17 protein-coding genes and 1 pseudogene are annotated in these 19,448 nt (G+C 48.2%); 9 read left to right on the top strand and 9 right to left on the bottom strand.

The features are described from left to right. Positions 1 to 8: 8 nt before the first annotated feature. The 4 genes from Q0Y65_RS15005 to Q0Y65_RS14990 all read right to left on the bottom strand — a co-directional run bounded on the left by Q0Y65_RS15005 (position 9) and on the right by Q0Y65_RS14990 (position 3,286). Positions 9 to 1,334 carry a radical SAM/SPASM domain-containing protein gene (locus Q0Y65_RS15005; RefSeq protein ID WP_297960697.1) on the bottom strand — a complete coding sequence of 442 codons (1,326 nt, stop codon included), beginning with the start codon at positions 1,332 to 1,334 and terminating at the stop codon, positions 9 to 11. 636 nt (positions 1,335 to 1,970) lie between these two features. Next, complete coding sequence (locus tag Q0Y65_RS15000; protein WP_297960700.1) at positions 1,971 to 2,093, bottom strand: hypothetical protein; 123 nt, start codon at positions 2,091 to 2,093, stop codon at positions 1,971 to 1,973. A 79-nt stretch (positions 2,094 to 2,172) separates the two neighbouring features. Beyond that, positions 2,173 to 2,307: a hypothetical protein gene (locus tag Q0Y65_RS14995; protein WP_297960703.1), complete on the bottom strand. Its 135-nt coding sequence runs from the start codon at positions 2,305 to 2,307 to the stop codon at positions 2,173 to 2,175. A gap of 523 nt (positions 2,308 to 2,830) precedes the next feature. Further along, on the bottom strand, positions 2,831 to 3,286 hold the full coding sequence (locus tag Q0Y65_RS14990) for a hypothetical protein (protein WP_297960705.1): 456 nt from the start codon (positions 3,284 to 3,286) through the stop codon (positions 2,831 to 2,833). Positions 3,287 to 3,731: 445 nt separating this feature from the next. On the opposite strand from Q0Y65_RS14990, the gene Q0Y65_RS14985 reads away from it, so the two are divergent. From Q0Y65_RS14985 to Q0Y65_RS14970, 4 genes are all read left to right on the top strand, one after another. Further along, entirely contained in the window at positions 3,732 to 4,433 is a 702-nt protein-coding gene (locus tag Q0Y65_RS14985) for a LytTR family DNA-binding domain-containing protein (protein WP_297960708.1), read from the top strand. A gap of 12 nt (positions 4,434 to 4,445) precedes the next feature. Further along, positions 4,446 to 5,747 carry a sensor histidine kinase gene (locus Q0Y65_RS14980; RefSeq protein WP_297960711.1) on the top strand — a complete coding sequence of 434 codons (1,302 nt, stop codon included), beginning with the start codon at positions 4,446 to 4,448 and terminating at the stop codon, positions 5,745 to 5,747. Positions 5,748 to 6,037: 290 nt separating this feature from the next. Beyond that, complete coding sequence (locus Q0Y65_RS14975; protein ID WP_297960714.1) at positions 6,038 to 7,102, top strand: iron-containing alcohol dehydrogenase family protein; 1,065 nt, start codon at positions 6,038 to 6,040, stop codon at positions 7,100 to 7,102. Then, positions 7,099 to 7,740, top strand: a complete 642-nt coding sequence (locus Q0Y65_RS14970; RefSeq protein ID WP_297960716.1) for an HAD family hydrolase — start codon at positions 7,099 to 7,101, stop codon at positions 7,738 to 7,740. The genes Q0Y65_RS14975 and Q0Y65_RS14970 overlap by 4 nt, the downstream gene beginning before the upstream one ends. A gap of 82 nt (positions 7,741 to 7,822) precedes the next feature. On the opposite strand, the gene Q0Y65_RS14965 is transcribed toward Q0Y65_RS14970, so the two are convergent. The 5 genes from Q0Y65_RS14965 to Q0Y65_RS14945 all read right to left on the bottom strand — a co-directional run bounded on the left by Q0Y65_RS14965 (position 7,823) and on the right by Q0Y65_RS14945 (position 13,858). Further along, on the bottom strand, positions 7,823 to 9,547 hold the full coding sequence (locus tag Q0Y65_RS14965) for a [Fe-Fe] hydrogenase large subunit C-terminal domain-containing protein (protein WP_297960719.1): 1,725 nt from the start codon (positions 9,545 to 9,547) through the stop codon (positions 7,823 to 7,825). Positions 9,548 to 9,589: 42 nt separating this feature from the next. After that, a complete protein-coding gene (locus Q0Y65_RS14960) occupies positions 9,590 to 10,690 on the bottom strand; it encodes a plectin (protein WP_297960722.1) in 1,101 nt (366 codons plus the stop codon). Positions 10,691 to 10,860: 170 nt separating this feature from the next. Continuing rightward, positions 10,861 to 11,421, bottom strand: a complete 561-nt coding sequence (locus Q0Y65_RS14955; RefSeq protein WP_297960726.1) for a hypothetical protein — start codon at positions 11,419 to 11,421, stop codon at positions 10,861 to 10,863. Positions 11,422 to 11,549: 128 nt separating this feature from the next. Continuing rightward, on the bottom strand, positions 11,550 to 12,752 hold the full coding sequence (locus tag Q0Y65_RS14950) for a GGDEF domain-containing protein (RefSeq protein WP_297960729.1): 1,203 nt from the start codon (positions 12,750 to 12,752) through the stop codon (positions 11,550 to 11,552). Then, complete coding sequence (locus tag Q0Y65_RS14945; RefSeq protein ID WP_297960731.1) at positions 12,752 to 13,858, bottom strand: substrate-binding domain-containing protein; 1,107 nt, start codon at positions 13,856 to 13,858, stop codon at positions 12,752 to 12,754. The genes Q0Y65_RS14950 and Q0Y65_RS14945 overlap by 1 nt, the downstream gene beginning before the upstream one ends. A gap of 509 nt (positions 13,859 to 14,367) precedes the next feature. Here Q0Y65_RS14945 and Q0Y65_RS14940 point away from each other — a divergent pair. From Q0Y65_RS14940 to Q0Y65_RS14920, 5 genes and pseudogenes are all read left to right on the top strand, one after another. Beyond that, positions 14,368 to 15,411, top strand: a complete 1,044-nt coding sequence (locus Q0Y65_RS14940; RefSeq protein ID WP_297960734.1) for a leucine-rich repeat domain-containing protein — start codon at positions 14,368 to 14,370, stop codon at positions 15,409 to 15,411. A 21-nt stretch (positions 15,412 to 15,432) separates the two neighbouring features. Beyond that, on the top strand, positions 15,433 to 16,776 hold the full coding sequence (locus tag Q0Y65_RS14935; RefSeq protein ID WP_297960737.1) for a serine/threonine-protein kinase: 1,344 nt from the start codon (positions 15,433 to 15,435) through the stop codon (positions 16,774 to 16,776). A gap of 44 nt (positions 16,777 to 16,820) precedes the next feature. Then, positions 16,821 to 17,696 carry a VWA domain-containing protein gene (locus Q0Y65_RS14930; RefSeq protein ID WP_297960740.1) on the top strand — a complete coding sequence of 292 codons (876 nt, stop codon included), beginning with the start codon at positions 16,821 to 16,823 and terminating at the stop codon, positions 17,694 to 17,696. Positions 17,697 to 17,733: 37 nt separating this feature from the next. Next, complete coding sequence (locus Q0Y65_RS14925) at positions 17,734 to 18,639, top strand: PP2C family serine/threonine-protein phosphatase (protein ID WP_297960743.1); 906 nt, start codon at positions 17,734 to 17,736, stop codon at positions 18,637 to 18,639. A 48-nt stretch (positions 18,640 to 18,687) separates the two neighbouring features. Further along, positions 18,688 to 19,448: pseudogene (locus Q0Y65_RS14920) on the top strand (hypothetical protein); the annotation flags it as partial.

Raw genomic sequence — 19,448 nt, 5'->3', positions numbered from 1 at the left:
TTACTGATCTATACCATATCCGAAAGCCTTATCAGTACCTTTTCCGTAAGCTTTTTCTGCATCTCACACTCCTCGTCGGGAGTATAATCTATATCGTTGCTGTTGAAGTAATTTGTACCCAGACAGCCCGAGCAGACTCTGTTGTTGAAACAGTTCTTGCATTTTTCGTATTTGTACTTGCTGAAGCTTTTCAGTTTCTTCTTCATCTCTGTGAACATGGGGTTCTCAAATACGGGAACGGGATCGAAGATATTGCCCATCCTGAATTCATCCACATCCGTGAACATGAAGCAGGGATATACGTCTCCCCTGCATGATACGGAGTAATTAGATATGCCCGCCTCGCAGAGATACTTGTTTGATTTGCGCGTTTTGAGCGACTTGATGATCCTGCTGAGATATGTGAAGGAATAATCCTTGTCATTCTCGCTCTTTTCCCTGAAGGCCTCGTCTACAGCGTCATTGAAGGAATCCCTGTTCTGAAGCTTGTAATCAACGCTCTCATCTCCCGAAACAGGTACAATATGTACATTGGGGATCCTGAGATCGTCCTTCAGGTATTTGATAGTATCTATAACTGAATAATTGTTTTCCGTATGCCTTGCGTTGTAGGTTACCTCCGCTGCCATAGGCGATACAGAGAACTGATTATATTTTTCTATATTATTGAGTATCCTTCCGAAGGATCCGTCTCCGTTCTTGTATACTCTCATGCTGTCATGTATCGGCTTGGGTCCGTCGATACTGAAGGTTATTGAGATATTGTACTTGCTGATGGTCTCTGCAAGCGCGTCGGAATAGATCGTTCCGTTGGATATTGTACCGAACTGGGGAAGCATCTCTATCTTTCCCGACTCATACAGCTCGGTTATATACTGACAGGCGAATCTGATAACAGGCTCGTTGAGCAGCGGCTCGCCGCCGAAGAACTGTATCACCTTGATCGCCTTGTACCTGCTGTAAAACAGGTCTATTGCCGCCTTTGCGGTCTCTTTGCTCATAAGACATTCCGATGAGGAATAATTTCCTCCCTCGGCATAGCAATACTTACAGTTGAGATTGCACTTGTTTGTTACATTGAGGACGAGTCTGTACAGTGTATCTGTTTTCTCTCCCGTAACGTCCTCTACGGGGTCTTCGCTGAGTATCCTGCATATATTATCATATGCTTCAGCCTTCATCTTATACTTTTCAAGTATCTCGCATCTCGGAACGCCGTCAAGTATATCGTTGACGACCTTTTTTATAGACTTGCTGACATTGTAGAACTTGAGTGACTCGCACAAAAACATTACGCAGGTGTCTTCCGACTTGTCAATAAAGTGTACTTTCATAGCTTTTTACCATTTCAAGTGTGAATGAAGCGCGTCATCTCAGAGATGCCTTTGCGGCATCTCCAAAACAACACTCTACTTAACTAATTAGCCGATACAACCGATTCCCCAGCAGCCGCCGCCGCAGATGATACCGAATGCAGGTGCTTCTGTCTCCTCGAGGATCTCGATCTCCTCGACTCTGACTTCATTCATCTTGAATTCCATCTTAAAGGATCTCCTTTCAATAATTTTGATAACCCGTTATAAGGGATATGGACAGGGTGTTATGCTGCCTCATCAGAATGCGCAGCCGATTCCCCAGCAGCCACCGCCGCAGATGATACCGAATGCAGGTGCTTCTGTCTCCTCGAGGATCTCGATCTCCTCGACTCTGACTTCATTCATCTTGAATTCCATCTTACAGGTTCTCCTTTCATTAAGAATGATATGGTTAAAAAAGCTTTAAATGTAATATGCTTTCCGCATCATCAGAATGCGCATCCGATTCCCCAGCAGCCACCGCCGCAGATGATACCGAATGCAGGAGCCTCTGTCTCCTCAAGTATCTCGATGTCGTTTACCTTGACTTCGTTCATCTTGAATTCCATGGTCTTTTCCTCCTTTCATCATTACTTTACCTGATCCGAAAGGAGCTTAGAATGGGTTGCACCACATTCCGAAACAGCCCGCTCCGCAGAAGAATCCCCACATCGGAGCTTCTGTCTCTTCAAGGATATCGACGTCATCTACATTGACTTCGTTTATCTTGAATTCCATATTCTCTCTCCTTTCATCAAGTTTTCACCTGATATGAAAGGCGCTTCAGAGCATCTCGTCTCTGATCCTGTCAGATTTTTCAGTCTATTCCCCAGCATCCTGCGCCGCAGAAAAAACCGAACCCGGGTGCTTCTGTTTCTTCGAGGACGTCTACCTCCTCAATCTTTACGTCTTCGATCTCATCGATCTTAACTTCTTCGATCTCAAAATCCATGTATAGTCCCCTCCTTTCATCAGGTTTTGTGTTCCGGTTCTAAGATCTGTTTCAGCTTACGTCCGCATCATCAGAATGCACATCCGATTCCCCAGCAGCCGCCGCCGCAGAAGATTCCGAATGCAGGAGCCTCTGTCTCCTCAAGGATATCGATGTCGTTTACCTTGACTTCGTTCATCTTGAATTCCATGTTATTTTTCCTCCTTTCACTTAGTATTTTTTGTGTCGGTCCCGAGTGTTTTTTGTTCTCTCTGAACCTTACAAGCATATATTACCATCATGTGCCGTTCAATACAACCCAAAAGGAGTAAACGGGAAATTTTTAAGAGTGAGCAAACGAAAAAATGCTTTTTCGGCTATTTTACGTTATCTGTATCCGAGGGGGCTTTTCAGCCATACCTCAGCTCCCGCCAAAGGCCTGTGACCGGAAACGTTATCCCGCCATACTCTCTGCCCGGCATAACAAGAAAAAAGACCTCCGGCGGCTCGCTGCCGCTGAGGTCCCTTCCCTTTATATTATTCCTTAAAGTGTGTTGCCGTTTATACCTATGTAGATATCTATTATACAGTCGTGCTCGTTGTCCGAGCGGATTATCCTGTAGTACGGACAGGTTATGGCTTCGTAGGAATTATTGCTTATATACTTCCGTAGCATATCGCTTGAATCGGTTATAAAGGATATCTCTCCCTCATGTCTCAGCGACACCGCGTTTATCAGCTTGAAAACAGGCTTGAGAGTGTATTCGTCGCCTGCGGTGAATTCACCCTCAATGGGTATCAGTATCTCTGCGGATATCTTCTTTTCGGAAGTGTCGTCATCAGTGATCCTGAATATGAATTTGTTGTTGGACTTTATATTGAGAACACTGAGACTGTCGCGCATATGTTTTATAAACTCGGGGATATCCTTCAGACGCAGTTCGGTCTTGTACGATAAAAGATTATGTAATATCAGCGACTGGTTTTCAATTATCTGCATATCCTTTGCCTCCTTTGATATGTGATAACGAAAAAATTTTTTCGTAGGATAATAACGTGTATACGTTATTTTATGGAAACGCCGCACATATAAATGTGCGGGTCTGCCTCTGTATGTAATTGTCGGCTATTGACAAAAGAGATATTAAATGATAAAATAATAATGTATGTTTTGCAACAATTGTTTTTAGTTTTATCACAATCTCATATCGTTACCCCTTATATAACGATTATCTGCCATTGAAGAGCCACTCCAGAAAATTGCCCATTTTTCTTCCTCCTTTCGGTTCGTGTTCTTTACTATGTGCTTATTATAGCAACGTATCCCGCGGCCAACAACAAAAAAGGAGTGAGCGGGCGTTTTTCGGGAGTAAACAGACCAAAAGATCACGCAAAAAACTTACGAAAGGAGATAATACGGCTATATACCGTATTATAGCTGAACTATGAAAGTTGCTATCTGTGATGACAAGATTCAATTCCACAAAATGCTCAAAGAACATCTCGACAAATATTCCATGCAGCGCCACGTTGACCTTGATTACTACGACTACACCTCGGGCCGTGACCTGCTCGCAAGCAACATTAAGCATGACATAATCTTTATGGACTACCAGATGGACGGACTTGACGGTCTCGAGACCTCCGACCAGCTCAGGAAGAAGAACATAGATATCCCCATAGTCTTTCTGACAAGCTATCCTCATGTGGTGTTCGACGCCTTCAAGGTAAACGCCTTCCGCTTCCTTGTCAAGCCAATAGATATGGAAAAGCTCACCGATACCATGGACAGCTTCCTCCACGACCTTGATGACAGCAATTATATACTGGTAAAGACAGATGAGGCAAACAAGAGGATAAACATCAAGGATATCGTATATGTGGAGGCCTCGGGCAAATACTGCTATATAAGAGACAACGAAGACAGCGTGCTGTATAAGGGCACTCTGGCGGAGATAGAGGAGAAGCTGCCGCAGGATATGTTCTTCCGCTCACACAGGACCTATCTGGTGGGCTTCAGGCATATAACCTCCCATACCTCCACAAGTATACTCTTCGATAACAACGAACGCGCCCTCATAAGCAAAATGAAGCTGACAGCTTTCAAAAAAGCCTTCACAGACTTCATCAAGCGCTATACTTTCTGACGGGTAAACGATATGCAGATACTTTGTGTTGCGGCAAACATCATTCTGAATTATATCATCACCGAGGTAATAACCATCACCACGGGACATCAGAGAAAATGCGGAAAGCTGCTGACCTTCATCATACTGCTCGTTCCCGCGCTTTCACTGCCACTTATGGACGTAAAGACTCTGTCAGCCTTCTTCATCACCCGTCTTCTGCTGGTCATACTATCTATATTCGGAAAGTTTATTGCCTATTCCATCATATTCGGAAAATTCAGGCTGAATATCATGTATGTCTGTCTGCTCTCGCTAATAACCAGCCAGACCTACTCTACCATATTTGCACAGTTCATCAAAAATGACAGTCTGCTCTCCATAGTCGCTTTCATATTTGAAGCCGCACTGCTTCTGGCATTTGTGATACTGATAAGAAGAAGGAACTCCGCACCTGCTGTAAGACAGGAGCTGAGCTCCATACCAAAGCTCCAGTACGCAGGGATACTTCTCCTTGCCTATCTTATAAATATATTCATCTGGGCGTCTCTCGATTCCCGTCATCAGACTATGGCGCGTATCCTAATGATACCTACCATGCTGGGTCTCATAGCGGTGCTCATATCCATCATGACCACAACCATTTCCGCTCATAAGCAGAGGACCATTTCCGCTCTGCTGTCGGAGCAGATGGATAATCAGGTGGAATACTACCGCAAGATCAATCTGCTCTATTCCGACTTCAGAGCCTTCAGACACGATTTCAAGAACCATCTGCTCTGCCTGAGAAGTCTCATATCCGAAAACGAGAACGAAAAAGCAATGGAGTATATCAACGATATCGAGGAGCTTTCAATAAAGCACAAGAATAAATTCGATACGGGAAATATCATCATCGACTCTCTGCTCACGGATAAGGACGAAAAGGCACAGGAAACAGGCGCAAGGATAGTATTCAACGGCTATGCCCCTACAATGGGCATAAAGAACTCGGACTGCGCCGTTGTCTTCTCAAACGCGCTGGATAACGCCATCGAGGCCTGCTCAAAGGACACCGAGGGCAGAGAGAAAGTCATAACCATAGATTCGGATTTCAGACAGGGCTATTTCTTTGTCAGGATCTCAAACCCTATGTTCAGCGCAGTCAGCTTCAAGGGTAAGAATCAGCTCGTTACCTCAAAAACAGATAAGTCGCTCCACGGCTTCGGAGTTGCCAATATCATCAATACCGTTCAGAAATACGACGGTAATGTGGATATCAGTACGGACAACGACGTTTTCTGTCTCGATATCACTATCCACCTCCGCAACGAACTGAAAAACCCCGAACAATAAAAAAACACAGTCTGTAACTGTGGTGCTTATATAGAAGTTATGCGTAATTATCGGGGACAAACCTTTCTGAGGAAAGGTTCTCCTCTGACGGAGGCGCGTCCCCTCTGTCACTTCGTGACATCTCCCCGCACTGCGGGGAGTCACCCCGAACCCCTTTTCCAAAGACTTTATAGCTGATTTTTTCTATAACAGAGCCCCCTTGTAATTTTACAAGAGGGCAGTTTTTTATAGGATATCCGTATTGATAATCCCTGCGGATTATGGTATAATACAATAACAGAGGTGATATTATGAACAGGCAAACAAGCTTTGATCTGCCAATATGTCTGGCTGTGGAGGAGGACGCCTTCTTCCACTCCGACGAGATAGTAAGAAGATATCTCCCCGAAATTATGGGTCAGAAGACAATTATCATATCAGAGGAATTCCTCATAGGCATCTACAAGGACAAGATAACCGATATCAGCCGCGATTTCGGCAATGCGGAGATATACGCCATGGGCAGCGCAAGCTTCGATGAAGCCGTTGCCATTGCAAAGAAGGTCTGCGTTGAGGACATAAAGATAATCATAGGCATAGGCGGCGGACGAGTCCTCGATACCGCCAAATACGCCGCTCATATCAGCAAGACGGTATATATATGTATGCCCACCTCACTGAGCAACGACTCCCTTGCCTCCCCCTTCTCCGTGCTGGAGACCTACGGAAAGGCCCGCAAGACCATTGAGTGCAAGATACCCACAGCCATTATCGTGGATACGAACATGATAATAAACGCGCCCGTGGGACAGACTCTCTCGGGTATAGGCGATACCATCGCAAAGCATACGGCTCTCTACGACTGGAAGCTCTCGGCGGCAAGGACCAATACCCGCGTTGACGACTTCGCCTACGCCCTCAGCCGTATGAGCTACGACTCGGTGTATCACTGCGACGAAAAGAATATGCAGAGCCGCGTATTCATAAGGATACTGTCAAGAGCTCTCGTTATGGGCGGCCTTGCCATGGAGATAGCAGGCTCCTCACGGCCCTGCAGCGGCAGCGAGCACCTCTTTGCACACGCCATCGAGGAATACTACCCCGATGTAAAGATATCCCACGGTATCGCAGTTGCTCTGGGCAGCATACCCGCCTGCATATTCCAGGGACAGGACCCCGGAGGAATGCTGGACTTTTTCAAGACCTACGGCCTGGACGTCAACCCCGTTTCATACGGCATAACCGAGGATATGTTCGCCGATATCTGGGAAAAGGCACGCACTGTCAGAGCAGGCAGGATAACGGTACTTGACGACATAAAGCACGACAGAGTGCAGCTTGGAGAAATATACAGCAGAATGGTGGAGGGAATATGAAAGAAGGCCTTATATTCGATATGGACGGCACTCTCTGGGACTCCTCGGAGAATGTAGCCCTGTCATGGACGGAAAAGATAAGGGAGCTGGGACTGGACCGCGCCGATATCACAAAGCAGGACGTAATGAGCGTAATGGGTCTCACCATGGACAGGATAGCCGATATCCTCTTTGCGGACTATCCGAAAAAGAAGCGCATGGAGATACTTGACCTGTGCTGCCAGCATGAAAACGACTATCTCCGCAGACACGGCGGAGTTCTCTACCCCGACCTGGAGCGGACTCTTATCTGCCTCGGCAAAAAATATCATCTGTATATAGTCAGCAACTGCCAGAGCGGCTACATAGAAGCCTTTCTGGAGCACTACGGCTTTGAACGGTATTTCGACGATATCGAGTGCTACGGCAACAACCTCAAGGGCAAGGGGGATAATATAGCTCTTGTGGTGGAGAGAAACGGCCTTGACAGAGCATGGTACGTCGGCGATATACAGGGAGACTGCGACGCCGCTGAACAGGCAGGCATCAGCTTTATACACGCGGCCTACGGCTTCGGCAGCATAGACCATGCCGTCCCCGAGCTGAAATGGCTCAGCGATCTCCCGAATCTTATGGAGAATATTACAGATAAAAAATAATATTTACATGGAACGGTAACTCCCTGTAAATGACTGAGTACTCAGAAAAAAAGCCCCGATACTTACTGTATCGGGGCTGCTTTTATTCGTCCTTATCCTCTTTTTTCCCGTCGTCAGACTTTTCTTCCTTGTTGTCTGTCTTGCCGAGAACTCCGTTTATCTCGCCCACAAGGGCAATGATATCGTTTATGGACTTGTTTATGGTCTCTGAGCTCTCGTTTGTCCTGCTGACATTATCATCAAGGGCGCTGAAAGCCGAGATAGTGGTCTCAAGTATAGATATGAGCTGTGAAACGCTGTCGGCGTCCATAGTTGAGTTGTCATTACAGAAGGTAACGACATTCTCAAGAAGATCCTTTACCACTGCGGCTCTCTCGCTGGTAGCCGTGGTGGACTCGCCGATGTTCTGCATATTCTCGTTGATCTTTGCAACGTTCTCCTTCAGCTTGTCGGAGAGCTCAAGACATTCTGCGGTTATCTCGTCAAGCTGCTCGTTCTGCCTGTTGAGTGCGGAGTGTCTCGCAAGGAGCACCGACTTTGCGTGAACGATACAGTTATCGGGAGTATTGAGGCCTCTGTAGATAGCGATAGCCATATCCTTGCAGGTATCGTATCCGCAGGCGTGACAGTCGTACTTTCTGTCCTCCTCGGTGTGCATACCCATCTTCTTGAATATGGGATCCAGCTGTGCAACGCTGGGTATGGGAGTGGGCATGGAGGGCTTGTAATTTCTGAGAAAATCTGCCACTCTCAGCTCGTCGTCGAACTTCTTGAAGAGCCTGTCGTCGCCTCTGCCCATGATACCCGTGGACTTGCGGCGGCCCTTGGCCTCGTTCTCTATAGCACGCATGGTTGTCATAACGTCGAAGCCTGTCTGCTTTGTACCTGAAGCAGGGCCTATATTACAGCCGTACTCACATGAGAGCACGTCGAATACCTTGGGGTGCTTTGACTCGGGCATCTTGCTGTACAGCTCTATCTCTCCGAACACCTTGTGGACACCCTCGGAGTTGGTGATGTTCATATCAGGATCGTTGAGCCACAGATTGTCCCTGAGTCCGCCGGGACGGGAGTATATTGATCCCATCTGTCCCTGGAGCTCGTCGAACTTGTACTCATATTCATCAGATGTATCTATGGGTATGTTGATATCGTTCCTGTCGAAGTACTCAAGGAGCTTCTTGATAGTAACGTTATAGTCAAAGAGCTCTGTATCCTTTGCCTCGTTTGCCGCTGCTATACAGGGCGAGATGTAGGCTATGGGATTGTTTCTTCTCAGATACTTCTTTATGTATATGGCGCTGCAGGCAGCGGGGCTGTGTATGGGCGACAGGTTCTGGAGGAGCTTGGGCTGGTATATCTCCACATACTTTACGATAGCGGGACACTGCTGTGAGATGATATTGCCTATCTTGTCCTGATCCAGCGTCCTGAGATGAGCCCATGTACATATATCCGCACCGAAGGAGGCGTCGAATATGGTACATCCCTGCTTCTTGAACCAGTCCAGAACGCCCTTCCACTTGGTGGGAAGAATGGTCTTTATGGCAGGTGAAGCCATGATAATTATTTTTTCCTTGATTATATCTGCGATGCACTCGTCCGTATCGTCGATATAGTCTCTTGCCCCGTGATTGCACTTCTTTACGCACTCACCGCAGGCGATACATTTATCGTGATTTACCATAGTGATAAATCTTCCGTCCTCGAGCTGCTTGGTCATATTGGCCTCGGGCGCGGGACATTCTCTTACACAGGCGTTACAGCCAACGCACTTTTCGGGTTTTACAATGATAAGTTCACTCATACTATAATAACTCCTTACCGCATTTCAAAAAGTGTTCCCCAATTATTTCTTTCCAATGGAATTAGCCTTAGCCGCAAGGGCAGCGAGATCTATCTTTCCGCCCTTTTTCTCGCCCTCGGCAGGCTTTTCCTCTGTTCCCTGCTGCTTTCCGTCATCTGCGGGAGCAGTTTTTTCTTCTTCAGCTGTATCCTTATCGGAGTCGCTTTTTTTACTCCCGATGGACTCTGCCATCTGTCTGAGCTTATCCAGTTCCTCCTGCTTTCTGCGTCTTTCCTCCTCGTTTTTGGAGTCCTCACGCATTTTCTCGGAAAGAGTAACGGGCTTTTCGGGGAGCTCGGGCTCGAACACCTGAGGAGCCTTGAATACAGGTACTCCGCCGGTTTTAAGGGTATTCTCGGTATCGCCGAGGAGTTCCCTGGCTCTGGCAAGTCTCTCTATGCCCTCGTCGCGGAGAGTCTCGAAGGCGTTTGCCATGAATTCCACCTGTTTTTTCAGTACGTCCACGTCCTCAAGAGCGGCAGCTCTGAGGTTATTTGAGGCTACGTCCATCTGCTCTGTTTTGTTCTTGGCTTCCGCGATCATTTCAGCGGCGCTCTTTTCAGCCTCATATATTATCTGCTCAGCCTCAACGTTAGCGTCTGAGACTATATCCTCTGCCAGCTTCTTTGATTTGAATTCTATCTCGGCAGCCTTTGCCTTTGCGGTGCCCTCCAGCATAGCCGAGGACTTCTGCGCCTCTATGAAAACATTGCTGAGAGCCATGGCCTCGTCCTGAGCCATAAGTGCCGCGCACTTTGACTCGGCAGCCTTCAGCTTGTCCTTCAGCTCGGCGATCTCGGCTTTAAGATCCTTGAGCTCCTGTGCCAGATTGCTGTTCTCGTCGTCTGTAGCCTTCAGCTTCAGATTGAGGGTGTTGTTCTGGACCTGGACCTGTGTGAGCTTTGCTCTCTCCTCCGAAAGCACTGATTCCAGCGCCTTTTCCTGATCCGATCCCTTTTTGTAAGCTTCCAGAAGGAGCTTTGACTCCCTGAGCTCGTTTCTGAGGTCGTGCACCTGTGTATTGAGAAATTCCATTCTCTTTACCACGGATTCCTTTTCATATCCGCCGAAGGTAACTGTCTTGATAAATCTTGCCTCAGCCATAACTATATCCTCCTTGCAACACCCGATCACGGGGGCCTCACGGGAGGCTCCTCCGCACGCACTTATCGAGTATGATATAAAATAATTATACACCATATCGGCAATATAGTCAATAAAAAAACTGCACAAAAAACAAGGCGGTTTTATGTAAACCGCCCAATGGATATGCTTTACCAGTCGTTCTCGCTGTCCTTTATCAGCTTCTGCACCTCCGAGTTGTTATACAGTCCCAGATCGAAGAGCCTGTCCGCCTGTCTCCTGGTGATAGATCCCTTTTCGGTATACACGAACTGGCCGTGATGCTCGCGGGTGCCGTCCCAGGAGTCCATTACCTGGAGCCAGCCGTTCCTGTCCAGCGTCCTCTCGGGAAAACGCGAGCCCGGATAGAACTTCCGTGCTATCATCTGCGCACACTTGTTATGGTTGGTGAAGGCGCAGGAATAGGTATCCCCGTCGGGAGATATCCACCCCAGCTTGAACCCGGGGTCGTTGAGCTTGTACATCTCCTCCAGCTCCAGCGGGTACTCCTTGTCGGACTCGATGACCTTCTTGAAGCCCCTTTCGTCAGGCCTGAAGTGATAATAGCCGCCCCTGCCGTCAAATACCACAGGCAGCTGTTCCTCGGTGATTATTTCCTCGAAGCCTGTTCCCTCGAGAGCCTCTGCGGAATCCGCATATCTGTAGCAGTAATCTCCCGTAGGAGAGCTGTAGACCGCATATTTTTTCACCATGGACACCTGCCTTTCATTATTCAGTATGTATATTCTATCACTTTTCATACTCTCTGTCAATATAAAATCACCATATCAGGGCAAAAAAAGACCGGCTGCCATTTCTGACAGCCGTTCTGTAAGCGATCTTACATATTCATTACTGTATTGATCATGTTACCGCCGTTCATCTTAACGCTTCTCAGAGCTGTATCAAGCTTGACAAGCAGTGAGTTTACGTTGAGGCAGTCGCCGGGCAGGTAGTGGTAAACAGCGCCCGAGCAGGGAAGCTGCACCGCAAGGTTGAGCACCTCGTAGGGGCTGCTCATTACGCGCTGGATATTCTGCGCGATACCCATTGCCTGGCTCTCGGAGATATTTGAATTGAATACGAAGCAGAACTCGTTGCCTGTGATATTGTAGATCTCGGCAACCTCGCTGAACTCCTCCTTGAGCTTTTCAGCTACGGAAGCGAGGTACTCGTCGCCGAAGTCATAGCCGTAGGTATCGTTGATGCTTCTGAAGTTATCCATATCGAATACCGCGATATTGAATCTGCCTGATTCCAGTCTGTCTGTTATGTCGCTGTCGAGAGCGTAACGGTTCTTCATACCTGTAAGAACGTTCATAACAGCAAGGTCGCTGGCCTTCTGACGTGTAGCCTTCAGCTTTGCGTCTACCTCTGCCAGGTTCTTCTCTCGCTCCTCCAGCTCCAGTCGAGCCTTCTTTGCTCTCCTTGCGAAGAGCCATACTGCGATCTCACCGAGGATAGCAACGATCATCATTGCTGTCATGAGACCGAAGGCCATCTTTGTATTCTGCTTGCTCATTCGTTCGGTATCAACGTTAACAACGTCGATGGTAGCAACGAGCATTTCCGAAGCGGTGGTCTGGAGAGGATAGATATCCTGCTTCAGGATATAATTCATCTTTTCCTCATCGCCGACAGATTCTGTTCCGAGGCTGTCAAGCTTTTCTTTATAAGCCGTAATAAGAGCCTTAGCGTAATTATATCTGTTCTTTACATCTTCCGAAAGGCCGTCAATGGACTCGAACTGATGCTCTGAAGCAACGATATTTCCGTATCTCTTATTGGTATCGCCCATGACTATTCCCATTTCATCAGGGCTTATGAGTCCTGCCGCGATACTGAGAGTATCCATATTGATGGACGTGAGCTCATCGTTTATTCTGTTAAGGGCATTCATGGCTCTTCCCGTTTTTCTGGATACCTCCTGGTTGCCCCAGTAGATCTTTTCAACGAGGAAGGTGTTGATAATATAGATTATAGCGATAAGGATACCCGCAAATATATATGCGCCCGATCCTTTTGACTTTTTATTCTTTGCCATTAGCCCTCACCTCCATTTGCGATTTCTCCGGCCTTATCGGGATAGAGCATGAGCTGAACATAGTCGTTGGAAATATTATCAGCGTCAACGAACAAAGCACCCGTTTCCAGTCTTGTGGGAAGATTTTCGCCTGCGATAGCTTTCTTTGCGAATCTTACGCCGACATATCCTATCATGTAAGGATTCTGTATTACTGTTCCGTCAAGGACGTGGGTCTTGATGTAGCCCAGCTCCTCTGCATCGGAGTTGAAACCTATAACGAGAATATCATCCTGAAGATCCATGCTGCTTACAGCATCACAGATACCGAGGGTAGTATTTGTATTGGTTCCGTACATTACGGAGATCTCTCCCTGATGAGCCTCGAGTATCTTCAGAGCTTCTTCCTTTGCCTTGTCACGCTTAGCGCACTGAGCTCCGAGGATTATGCTCTTCTTATATGCCTCTACCTGAGCGCTTTTTGTCTTTTCAGCATTGTTCTCTTTGGCATTCATATTAACTATGCCATCCTCAGCCAGACTGGTAAAGGTATTGATAAAGCCTGAAATACGATCTTCTGCCGTTGCCGCTGTATGACCGATGATAGCAACGTTCTTGAGTCCCTTCAGCTCGGGATCATCCTTTTCAAGCAGTTTTACAGCACTTCTTGCAGCCAATGAACCGCTTTCGGTGTCGGAGCAGCGCACCAGAGTCAATGCGTCATTGTATTCTGCTCTCGAGTTGATATAAACGATCTTGATACCGCTGTCCTCTGCTCTTTTCAGAGCGTCATTGAGTTCTGTCTTTCCGTTGGGAGCGATAACGATGGCCTTTGCCTTTTCCTTGATAGCCTTCTGGATATCATCTCCCTGTGTCGAATAGTCGTTATCGCCGCTGGCAACACTGTAAACGACATTATAGCCAAGCTCCTTGCCTGCGTCCTCAGCGCCCTTCTTTACATCGTCCCAGAAGCTGAGCTGCTGCTTGCCGATAACATAGATGGTGCCGTCTTCGTCAGCGTTGGGATTGCCGCTCTTGCTGCCGCATCCGCTCGAAAGGAGCATGAACGCAGACAGAGTGCAGGCAGTGAACGCCTTGAAAACACCTCTTCTGTTTTTCTTGTTCATAACACTGAACCTCCTTATGATCAATTAAGCCTGTTCTACCGCAGGATACCTGCCGCGACCCTTTATGCTGATAATGTTCCTGAATGTCTTAGCTTGCGGTAACACCCCTGTCAGGCTACACATTGATATCCATACTCCATTTTATCACATTTCTGACTTAATTTCAACTGTATTTTGCAAATCCGTTCTTGCCGCCCTGTACAAAAAAATCAAAAATTTTATATGCAATTTAATCAATTTTATACCTAAAGTTGTTTTGCTTCATTTATTTACAGTATTAAGACGCGCCCGGAGGGAATGATAATATTTCAAGCCGATATTACGCAGGGTAAAAGCATTTTCAATATTGCACAAACAACCGTCTCCATTTTTGTAAAAGATAATTCAAATTTTGTCCGCAAAGCCCTTTTTGCTTGACATTAAAATGGAAAAGTGCTATACTATTCGTGATAACAATATAAAAACGCATTTTATTGCGCTGCTATATTTTTATGTCAGGAGGAGAGACCATGCAATGCGAGAAATGCAACGCACAACTTGACCCGAAGCTTACTGCCTGCCCCGAATGCGGTGCTCCTGTCCCGCAGAATATCGAAGGCTTTGAGAATACAATGGAATTCCAGAGAGAGCTAAGGTCTATCGTAGTCAATTACGGCCCCCGCGCTGTTATGAATAAAGACAGATTCATCGGACTTCTCAGCGACCATATCCCCGATTACGACAAGGAACGCCGCTTACTTATTAATATGTACCGCACGGGCATCCTGAAGATCCTCCTCGGAGATAAGAACCGCGAGATAGCTGTCATGAAGGCAAAGAGCTATATGCTCGGCGATCTGTTCCTTGCGGAAAACGCTTCGGAATTCGTCATCGCCTGCTATACATACCTGCTGGGCTGGCCCTACGAGTCACATCTGAAGGTCCTCCCCGAAGATGAAAACGGCTCTGAAAAGAAGGAGACCGAAACCAAAAAGAAACCCGTGGATATCAACGAGATGGTATTTACTCCCCGTAATGCCTTCAAATACAGGCTCAGCGGAAATATCACCATCCCCGACGGATATACAAAGCTTGACGCCTTCTGCTTCGACAGATTCGGCTCCCTCAGAACCATCAAGCTCCCATCTTCACTGCTTGCCATCGGTGAATACGCATTCTCCTCGTGCAAGCGCCTGAGAGGTCTGGAGCTCCCCGAGGGTCTGAGGATAATCAAGCAGGGCGCATTCAGCCAGTGCGCGAACCTGGTCGTGGTAAAGATACCCGACGGCGTGCTGGAGATCGAGGACAGTACATTCTCTTTCTGTACAAGCCTCGAAGTCATCGAGATACCGCCAAGCGTCAGCAGCATCGGCGCGGAAGCCTTCTCGGGCTGTGAAAAGCTCAGGAAGCTCTACCTCCCCGAGAGCATTAAGTTCATCGACGCCAACGCATTCTCGTATTGCCCCAATCTTACTATATACTGCATCGAAAACTCATACGTTCATAAATACTGTCTGGCCACCGGAATAAGATACGCCCTCGTGACCTCGGCTGAAGAATATGAGCTTGACTAACAGCGGAAAGGATGAGATCATATGATAGAGCTTGAAATAGGTCAGGAGGTCGAGATGGAATTCGGCGGCAAGGCCAAAGTCCTCAGCGTCATCGGCAGCGGCGGTCAGGGTATCGTTTACCTGGTACGCTTCAACGGCCAGAAATGGGCGCTGAAATGGTACGACATCAATAAGATGGCAAAGCCGGCCGCATTCCGCAAAAATCTCCAGAATAACATAAATGACGGCCCCCCCAGCAATAAGTTCCTCTGGCCGAAATACCTCACCAAGGAGGCAGAGGACGGTACATTCGGATATATCATGGAGCTCAAGCCCGAGGGCTTCGATTCCTTCGTGGATATCCTCAATACCTACAAGCTGGAGATCGACCCGCTTACGGGACGTGCGGTAAAGCGCCCCGTAAAATTCAACACCCTCAGCGCTATGGTCACCTGCGTCATCAATATCGTAAACGCATTCAGACAGCTCCACCGTGCAGGCAAGAGCTATCAGGACCTTAACGACGGAGGCTTCTTCATCAACGTGAACACAGGCGCCGTTCTTGTCTGCGACTGTGATAACATCGCCCCCGACGGAAGCAACTTCGGTATCGGCGGCAAACCGGGATATATGGCTCCCGAGATCGTCAGAGGCATCGCTCAGCCGAATGTCCAGACGGATAAGTATTCCCTCGCAGTAGTGCTCTTCAAGCTCCTCTTCAGAGGCGACCCCATGGAGGGAGAAAAGGTGGTCCGCGATGTATGCCTTACAGAATCCTCAGAGCTGAAGCACTACGGCCAGAACGCCGTTTTCGTATATGACCCCAACGACGATTCAAACCGTCCCGTAAGAGGCATACACGACAATATCATCAAGTTCTGGAGGATATACCCCGATTATATAAAGGACGCCTTCATACGCTCCTTCACAACAGGTATCACCGATCCCACAAAGCGTATAATAGAGAATGAATGGCAGAAGCTGTTCATCCGCCTCAGGTCGGAGATAATACAGTGCGGCTGCGGAAGGACAAACTTCAGTTCGATGTTCATCCATCAGAACGAAAAGACCTTCAAGTGCCCCAAGTGCGGTATGGAATTCGTTACCATCGGATTCAGCAACCGCGATTACCGTACTCCCCTGTACCTCGGCTGCAAGTTCTATACCTGCGAGATAAGCCCCGAATCCGATGACTTCACAGCCATCGCCGGCGAGCTGGTAGAGAATAAGCTGAAGCCCGGCGTACTGGGTATCAAGAACTGCTCAGACAGGCAGTGGAAGGCTAAGATGCCCGACGGAGTATTCTACGACATCGCCCCGGGAAAGGGCTTCCCCGTATGGCAGGGGCTCGAGATCGATTTCGGCGAAGTGAAAGCTAAGATCTGAACTGCTTTCCCAAAGCAGTATTACTGAAAGGATGTATGTAAATTATGAGCAATGAACATGTTACAGAACCGGAAGTGAACGAAAACCTGAACGTTTCTCCTCTGGACGACTTCGATACAGCAGAAACAGTTTCTCCCGCTCCCGTATCCGACGATAGTATTCTTGACTTCGATGACGATCCCCTCAGCGCAACAAGCGTTTCAAAGAAAAGCCTTGTTATCTTCTTCCTGATCGATACGTCAGGCTCAATGAAGGGCAAGAAAATGGGCGAGCTCAATACCGTTATGGAGGAGCTTATCCCCGAGATACGCCGCGTCGGCGAGGCAGATACCGAGGTCAAGGTGGCCGTCCTCACCTTCTCTACAGAGGTAAGATGGATGTACTCCACACCTATCCCGATAGAAGAATTCGAGTGGGCAAGACTCCGTGCAAGCGGCGTTACAAGCATGGGCGCTGCATTCAAGGAGCTCAATCACAGAATGTCAAGAAACAGCTTCCTGAATTCGCCCTCTCTCTCTTTCGCCCCCGTTATATTCCTTATGACCGACGGTTATCCCTCGGACGACTATAAGGAGGGACTCAGAGAGCTCCAGACCAACAGCTGGTATAAGTTCGGCCTCAAGGCCGCTCTCGGTATCGGTCAGGAGGCAAACGACAATATCCTTGCCGAGTTCACAGGCTCCAAGGATACAGTCGTTCACGCTTATTCAGGCGGACAGCTGGCTCAGATGATAAAGATAATCGCTGTTACATCTTCACAGATCGGAAGCAAGAGTATGACTCTCTCCGACGATACCACTCACGAGCTGGGTGAGGAGGATGTTTTCGCAGCTAAACAGAAGCTTCTCGGTCAGCAGATCCAGGAGCTGGTAAGCACCCAGACCGACGGAGATGACGTCCCCTTCGATACAGGCTGGTAATAATATCGCAATATTTCGTTAGGAGGACTGAATAATCATGTTTAACGGCTTCAGCCATTCGGTCATGGGCGCAAGCCATGAAAAGACCAATCTGGTTTGTCAGGACAGCTCTGCTTTCAAGGTGGGCGACCACTACGCTGTCGCTGTAGTTGCCGACGGCCACGGAAGCAAAAAGCACTTCAGGAGCCACCTGGGCTCAAAGTTCGCTGTTGAGGCCACCATAGAAGCCATCGACAGGTTCTACGAGGACCGCGAGGCGCTGGAGGCCAACCTTCCCGCCAACCATAAGCTCATTATCAAAAATATCGAGAAGCAGATAATCTCAAACTGGAATAAGAAGGTCGAAAAGCATCTGGCTGAAAATCCCGTTACCGATGAGGAGAAAAGTAAATTCACCCCCGAGGAGTTTGAGGCTATCCCTCCCGAGTCGTATTACGGCTCTACCCTCGTTGCAGGTATATCGGGTGATAACTATACCTTCGGCGTACAGATCGGCGACGGAAGCCTTGTGGCGCTTTTTGAGGACGGAAGGGCTGTAATGCCCATGGAATACAACGAGTCCGCCCCCGCCAATGTCACGGCTTCGGTCTGCAACTCAAATGCAGCCTCTTTGTTCAGCAGCTTCTACGCTCCCAACAGGAAGCTCATAGCTCTGTACGGCTCTACCGACGGCCTCTATACCTCATTCGGAAGCGAGCACGACTTCCTCGATTATCATACCATAATCACAAGTCAGCTCGTTAATATCGATACCTTCAAGGAGATAATATGCAATAACCTCACCAAGAGGTCGCGCTTCGGTACAGAGGACGATATCTCGCTCTCATGTATCTATAACGAGAACCTCCTGAAGGACAGGATCGACCTTGTGAATAAAAGGGTCACAGAAAACAAGAAGGCAGCCGCCGACAGAAAAGCGGCTATGCTCGAAAAGAACGTCTGATCCCAAAACGCATAAGCGTTTAATAAATTAAGAAAAGTGGTGTTTGTTATGGAAATAGGTTCTCTCTACAACACAGCCAAGAATTTCGCGGAAACAGTAAAACACAGCAGGCCCGAGCTTGCGTCGTATGACGCTTGTCTCTGCCTTATCGTCGCCGATTCGGGCGATATCTATTCGGGAGTTTCCACGGTATCCATCAATGAGGGTACTGTAGAGGAGGTCCCCGCGGAAAGGATAGCGGTCATGTCCGCTATTACCGCAAAGCACGTCATCGCTAAGCAGATGATCGTTATCTCACTTGATGATTACAGCTACTTTAAACCCGAGGACGAGGCTATCTCACTGCTTGTGAATTCAAGCGTGGACAACAGCAGCTGTCAGGTGGTGCTCTCCCCCGAGGAGGCAGTTTCCGCAGCAAGTCTCGCTCCCGCTTCGGCAGCTCCCGACTTCCTCAGCGGCTACGATGAGGCTCCCGAGCAGCTTGGCGCTCCCGCCGAGTTCGCAAGCGGCTTCGATGTTGACGCTGCAAACCCATTCAATAATGAGGACGCAGGCAAGGCCGACTCGCTCAATTCGCTCTATGAGCATCCCGAGGAGGCACAGCAGATGGGCGCCAGCGGTTTCCCGAACCTCTACGCTCAGCAGCCTCAGCAGGGCTATCCCCAGCAGCAGGGCTTCCCTCAGCAGCAGGGTTATCCCCAGCAGCCACAGGGCTTCCCCCAGCAGCAGGGCTATCCTCAGCAGCAAGGCTTCCCTCAGCAGCAGGGCTATCCTCAGCAGCAGGGCTTCCCTCAGCAGCAGGGCTATCC

The sequence above is a fragment of the uncultured Ruminococcus sp. genome (assembly GCF_947301925.1).
Lineage (GTDB): Bacteria > Bacillota > Clostridia > Oscillospirales > Ruminococcaceae > Ruminococcus.
The sequence above is the reverse complement of the archived record's forward strand: the minus strand, read 5'-3'. Positions and strand labels throughout refer to the sequence as shown.

What these genes read in the sequence shown, in the direction of transcription:
- Q0Y65_RS15005 (WP_297960697.1), bottom strand. Translation starts at nt 1,334, where the DNA reads ATGAAAGTACACTTTATTGACAAGTCGGAAGACACCTGCGTAATGTTT.
- Q0Y65_RS15000 (WP_297960700.1), bottom strand. Translation starts at nt 2,093, where the DNA reads ATGGAATTCAAGATAAACGAAGTCAATGTAGATGACGTCGATATCCTT.
- Q0Y65_RS14995 (WP_297960703.1), bottom strand. Translation starts at nt 2,307, where the DNA reads ATGGATTTTGAGATCGAAGAAGTTAAGATCGATGAGATCGAAGACGTA.
- Q0Y65_RS14990 (WP_297960705.1), bottom strand. Translation starts at nt 3,286, where the DNA reads ATGCAGATAATTGAAAACCAGTCGCTGATATTACATAATCTTTTATCG.
- Q0Y65_RS14985 (WP_297960708.1), top strand. Translation starts at nt 3,732, where the DNA reads ATGAAAGTTGCTATCTGTGATGACAAGATTCAATTCCACAAAATGCTC.
- Q0Y65_RS14980 (WP_297960711.1), top strand. Translation starts at nt 4,446, where the DNA reads ATGCAGATACTTTGTGTTGCGGCAAACATCATTCTGAATTATATCATC.
- Q0Y65_RS14975 (WP_297960714.1), top strand. Translation starts at nt 6,038, where the DNA reads ATGAACAGGCAAACAAGCTTTGATCTGCCAATATGTCTGGCTGTGGAG.
- Q0Y65_RS14970 (WP_297960716.1), top strand. Translation starts at nt 7,099, where the DNA reads ATGAAAGAAGGCCTTATATTCGATATGGACGGCACTCTCTGGGACTCC.
- Q0Y65_RS14965 (WP_297960719.1), bottom strand. Translation starts at nt 9,547, where the DNA reads ATGAGTGAACTTATCATTGTAAAACCCGAAAAGTGCGTTGGCTGTAAC.
- Q0Y65_RS14960 (WP_297960722.1), bottom strand. Translation starts at nt 10,690, where the DNA reads ATGGCTGAGGCAAGATTTATCAAGACAGTTACCTTCGGCGGATATGAA.
- Q0Y65_RS14955 (WP_297960726.1), bottom strand. Translation starts at nt 11,421, where the DNA reads ATGGTGAAAAAATATGCGGTCTACAGCTCTCCTACGGGAGATTACTGC.
- Q0Y65_RS14950 (WP_297960729.1), bottom strand. Translation starts at nt 12,752, where the DNA reads ATGGCAAAGAATAAAAAGTCAAAAGGATCGGGCGCATATATATTTGCG.
- Q0Y65_RS14945 (WP_297960731.1), bottom strand. Translation starts at nt 13,858, where the DNA reads ATGAACAAGAAAAACAGAAGAGGTGTTTTCAAGGCGTTCACTGCCTGC.
- Q0Y65_RS14940 (WP_297960734.1), top strand. Translation starts at nt 14,368, where the DNA reads ATGCAATGCGAGAAATGCAACGCACAACTTGACCCGAAGCTTACTGCC.
- Q0Y65_RS14935 (WP_297960737.1), top strand. Translation starts at nt 15,433, where the DNA reads ATGATAGAGCTTGAAATAGGTCAGGAGGTCGAGATGGAATTCGGCGGC.
- Q0Y65_RS14930 (WP_297960740.1), top strand. Translation starts at nt 16,821, where the DNA reads ATGAGCAATGAACATGTTACAGAACCGGAAGTGAACGAAAACCTGAAC.
- Q0Y65_RS14925 (WP_297960743.1), top strand. Translation starts at nt 17,734, where the DNA reads ATGTTTAACGGCTTCAGCCATTCGGTCATGGGCGCAAGCCATGAAAAG.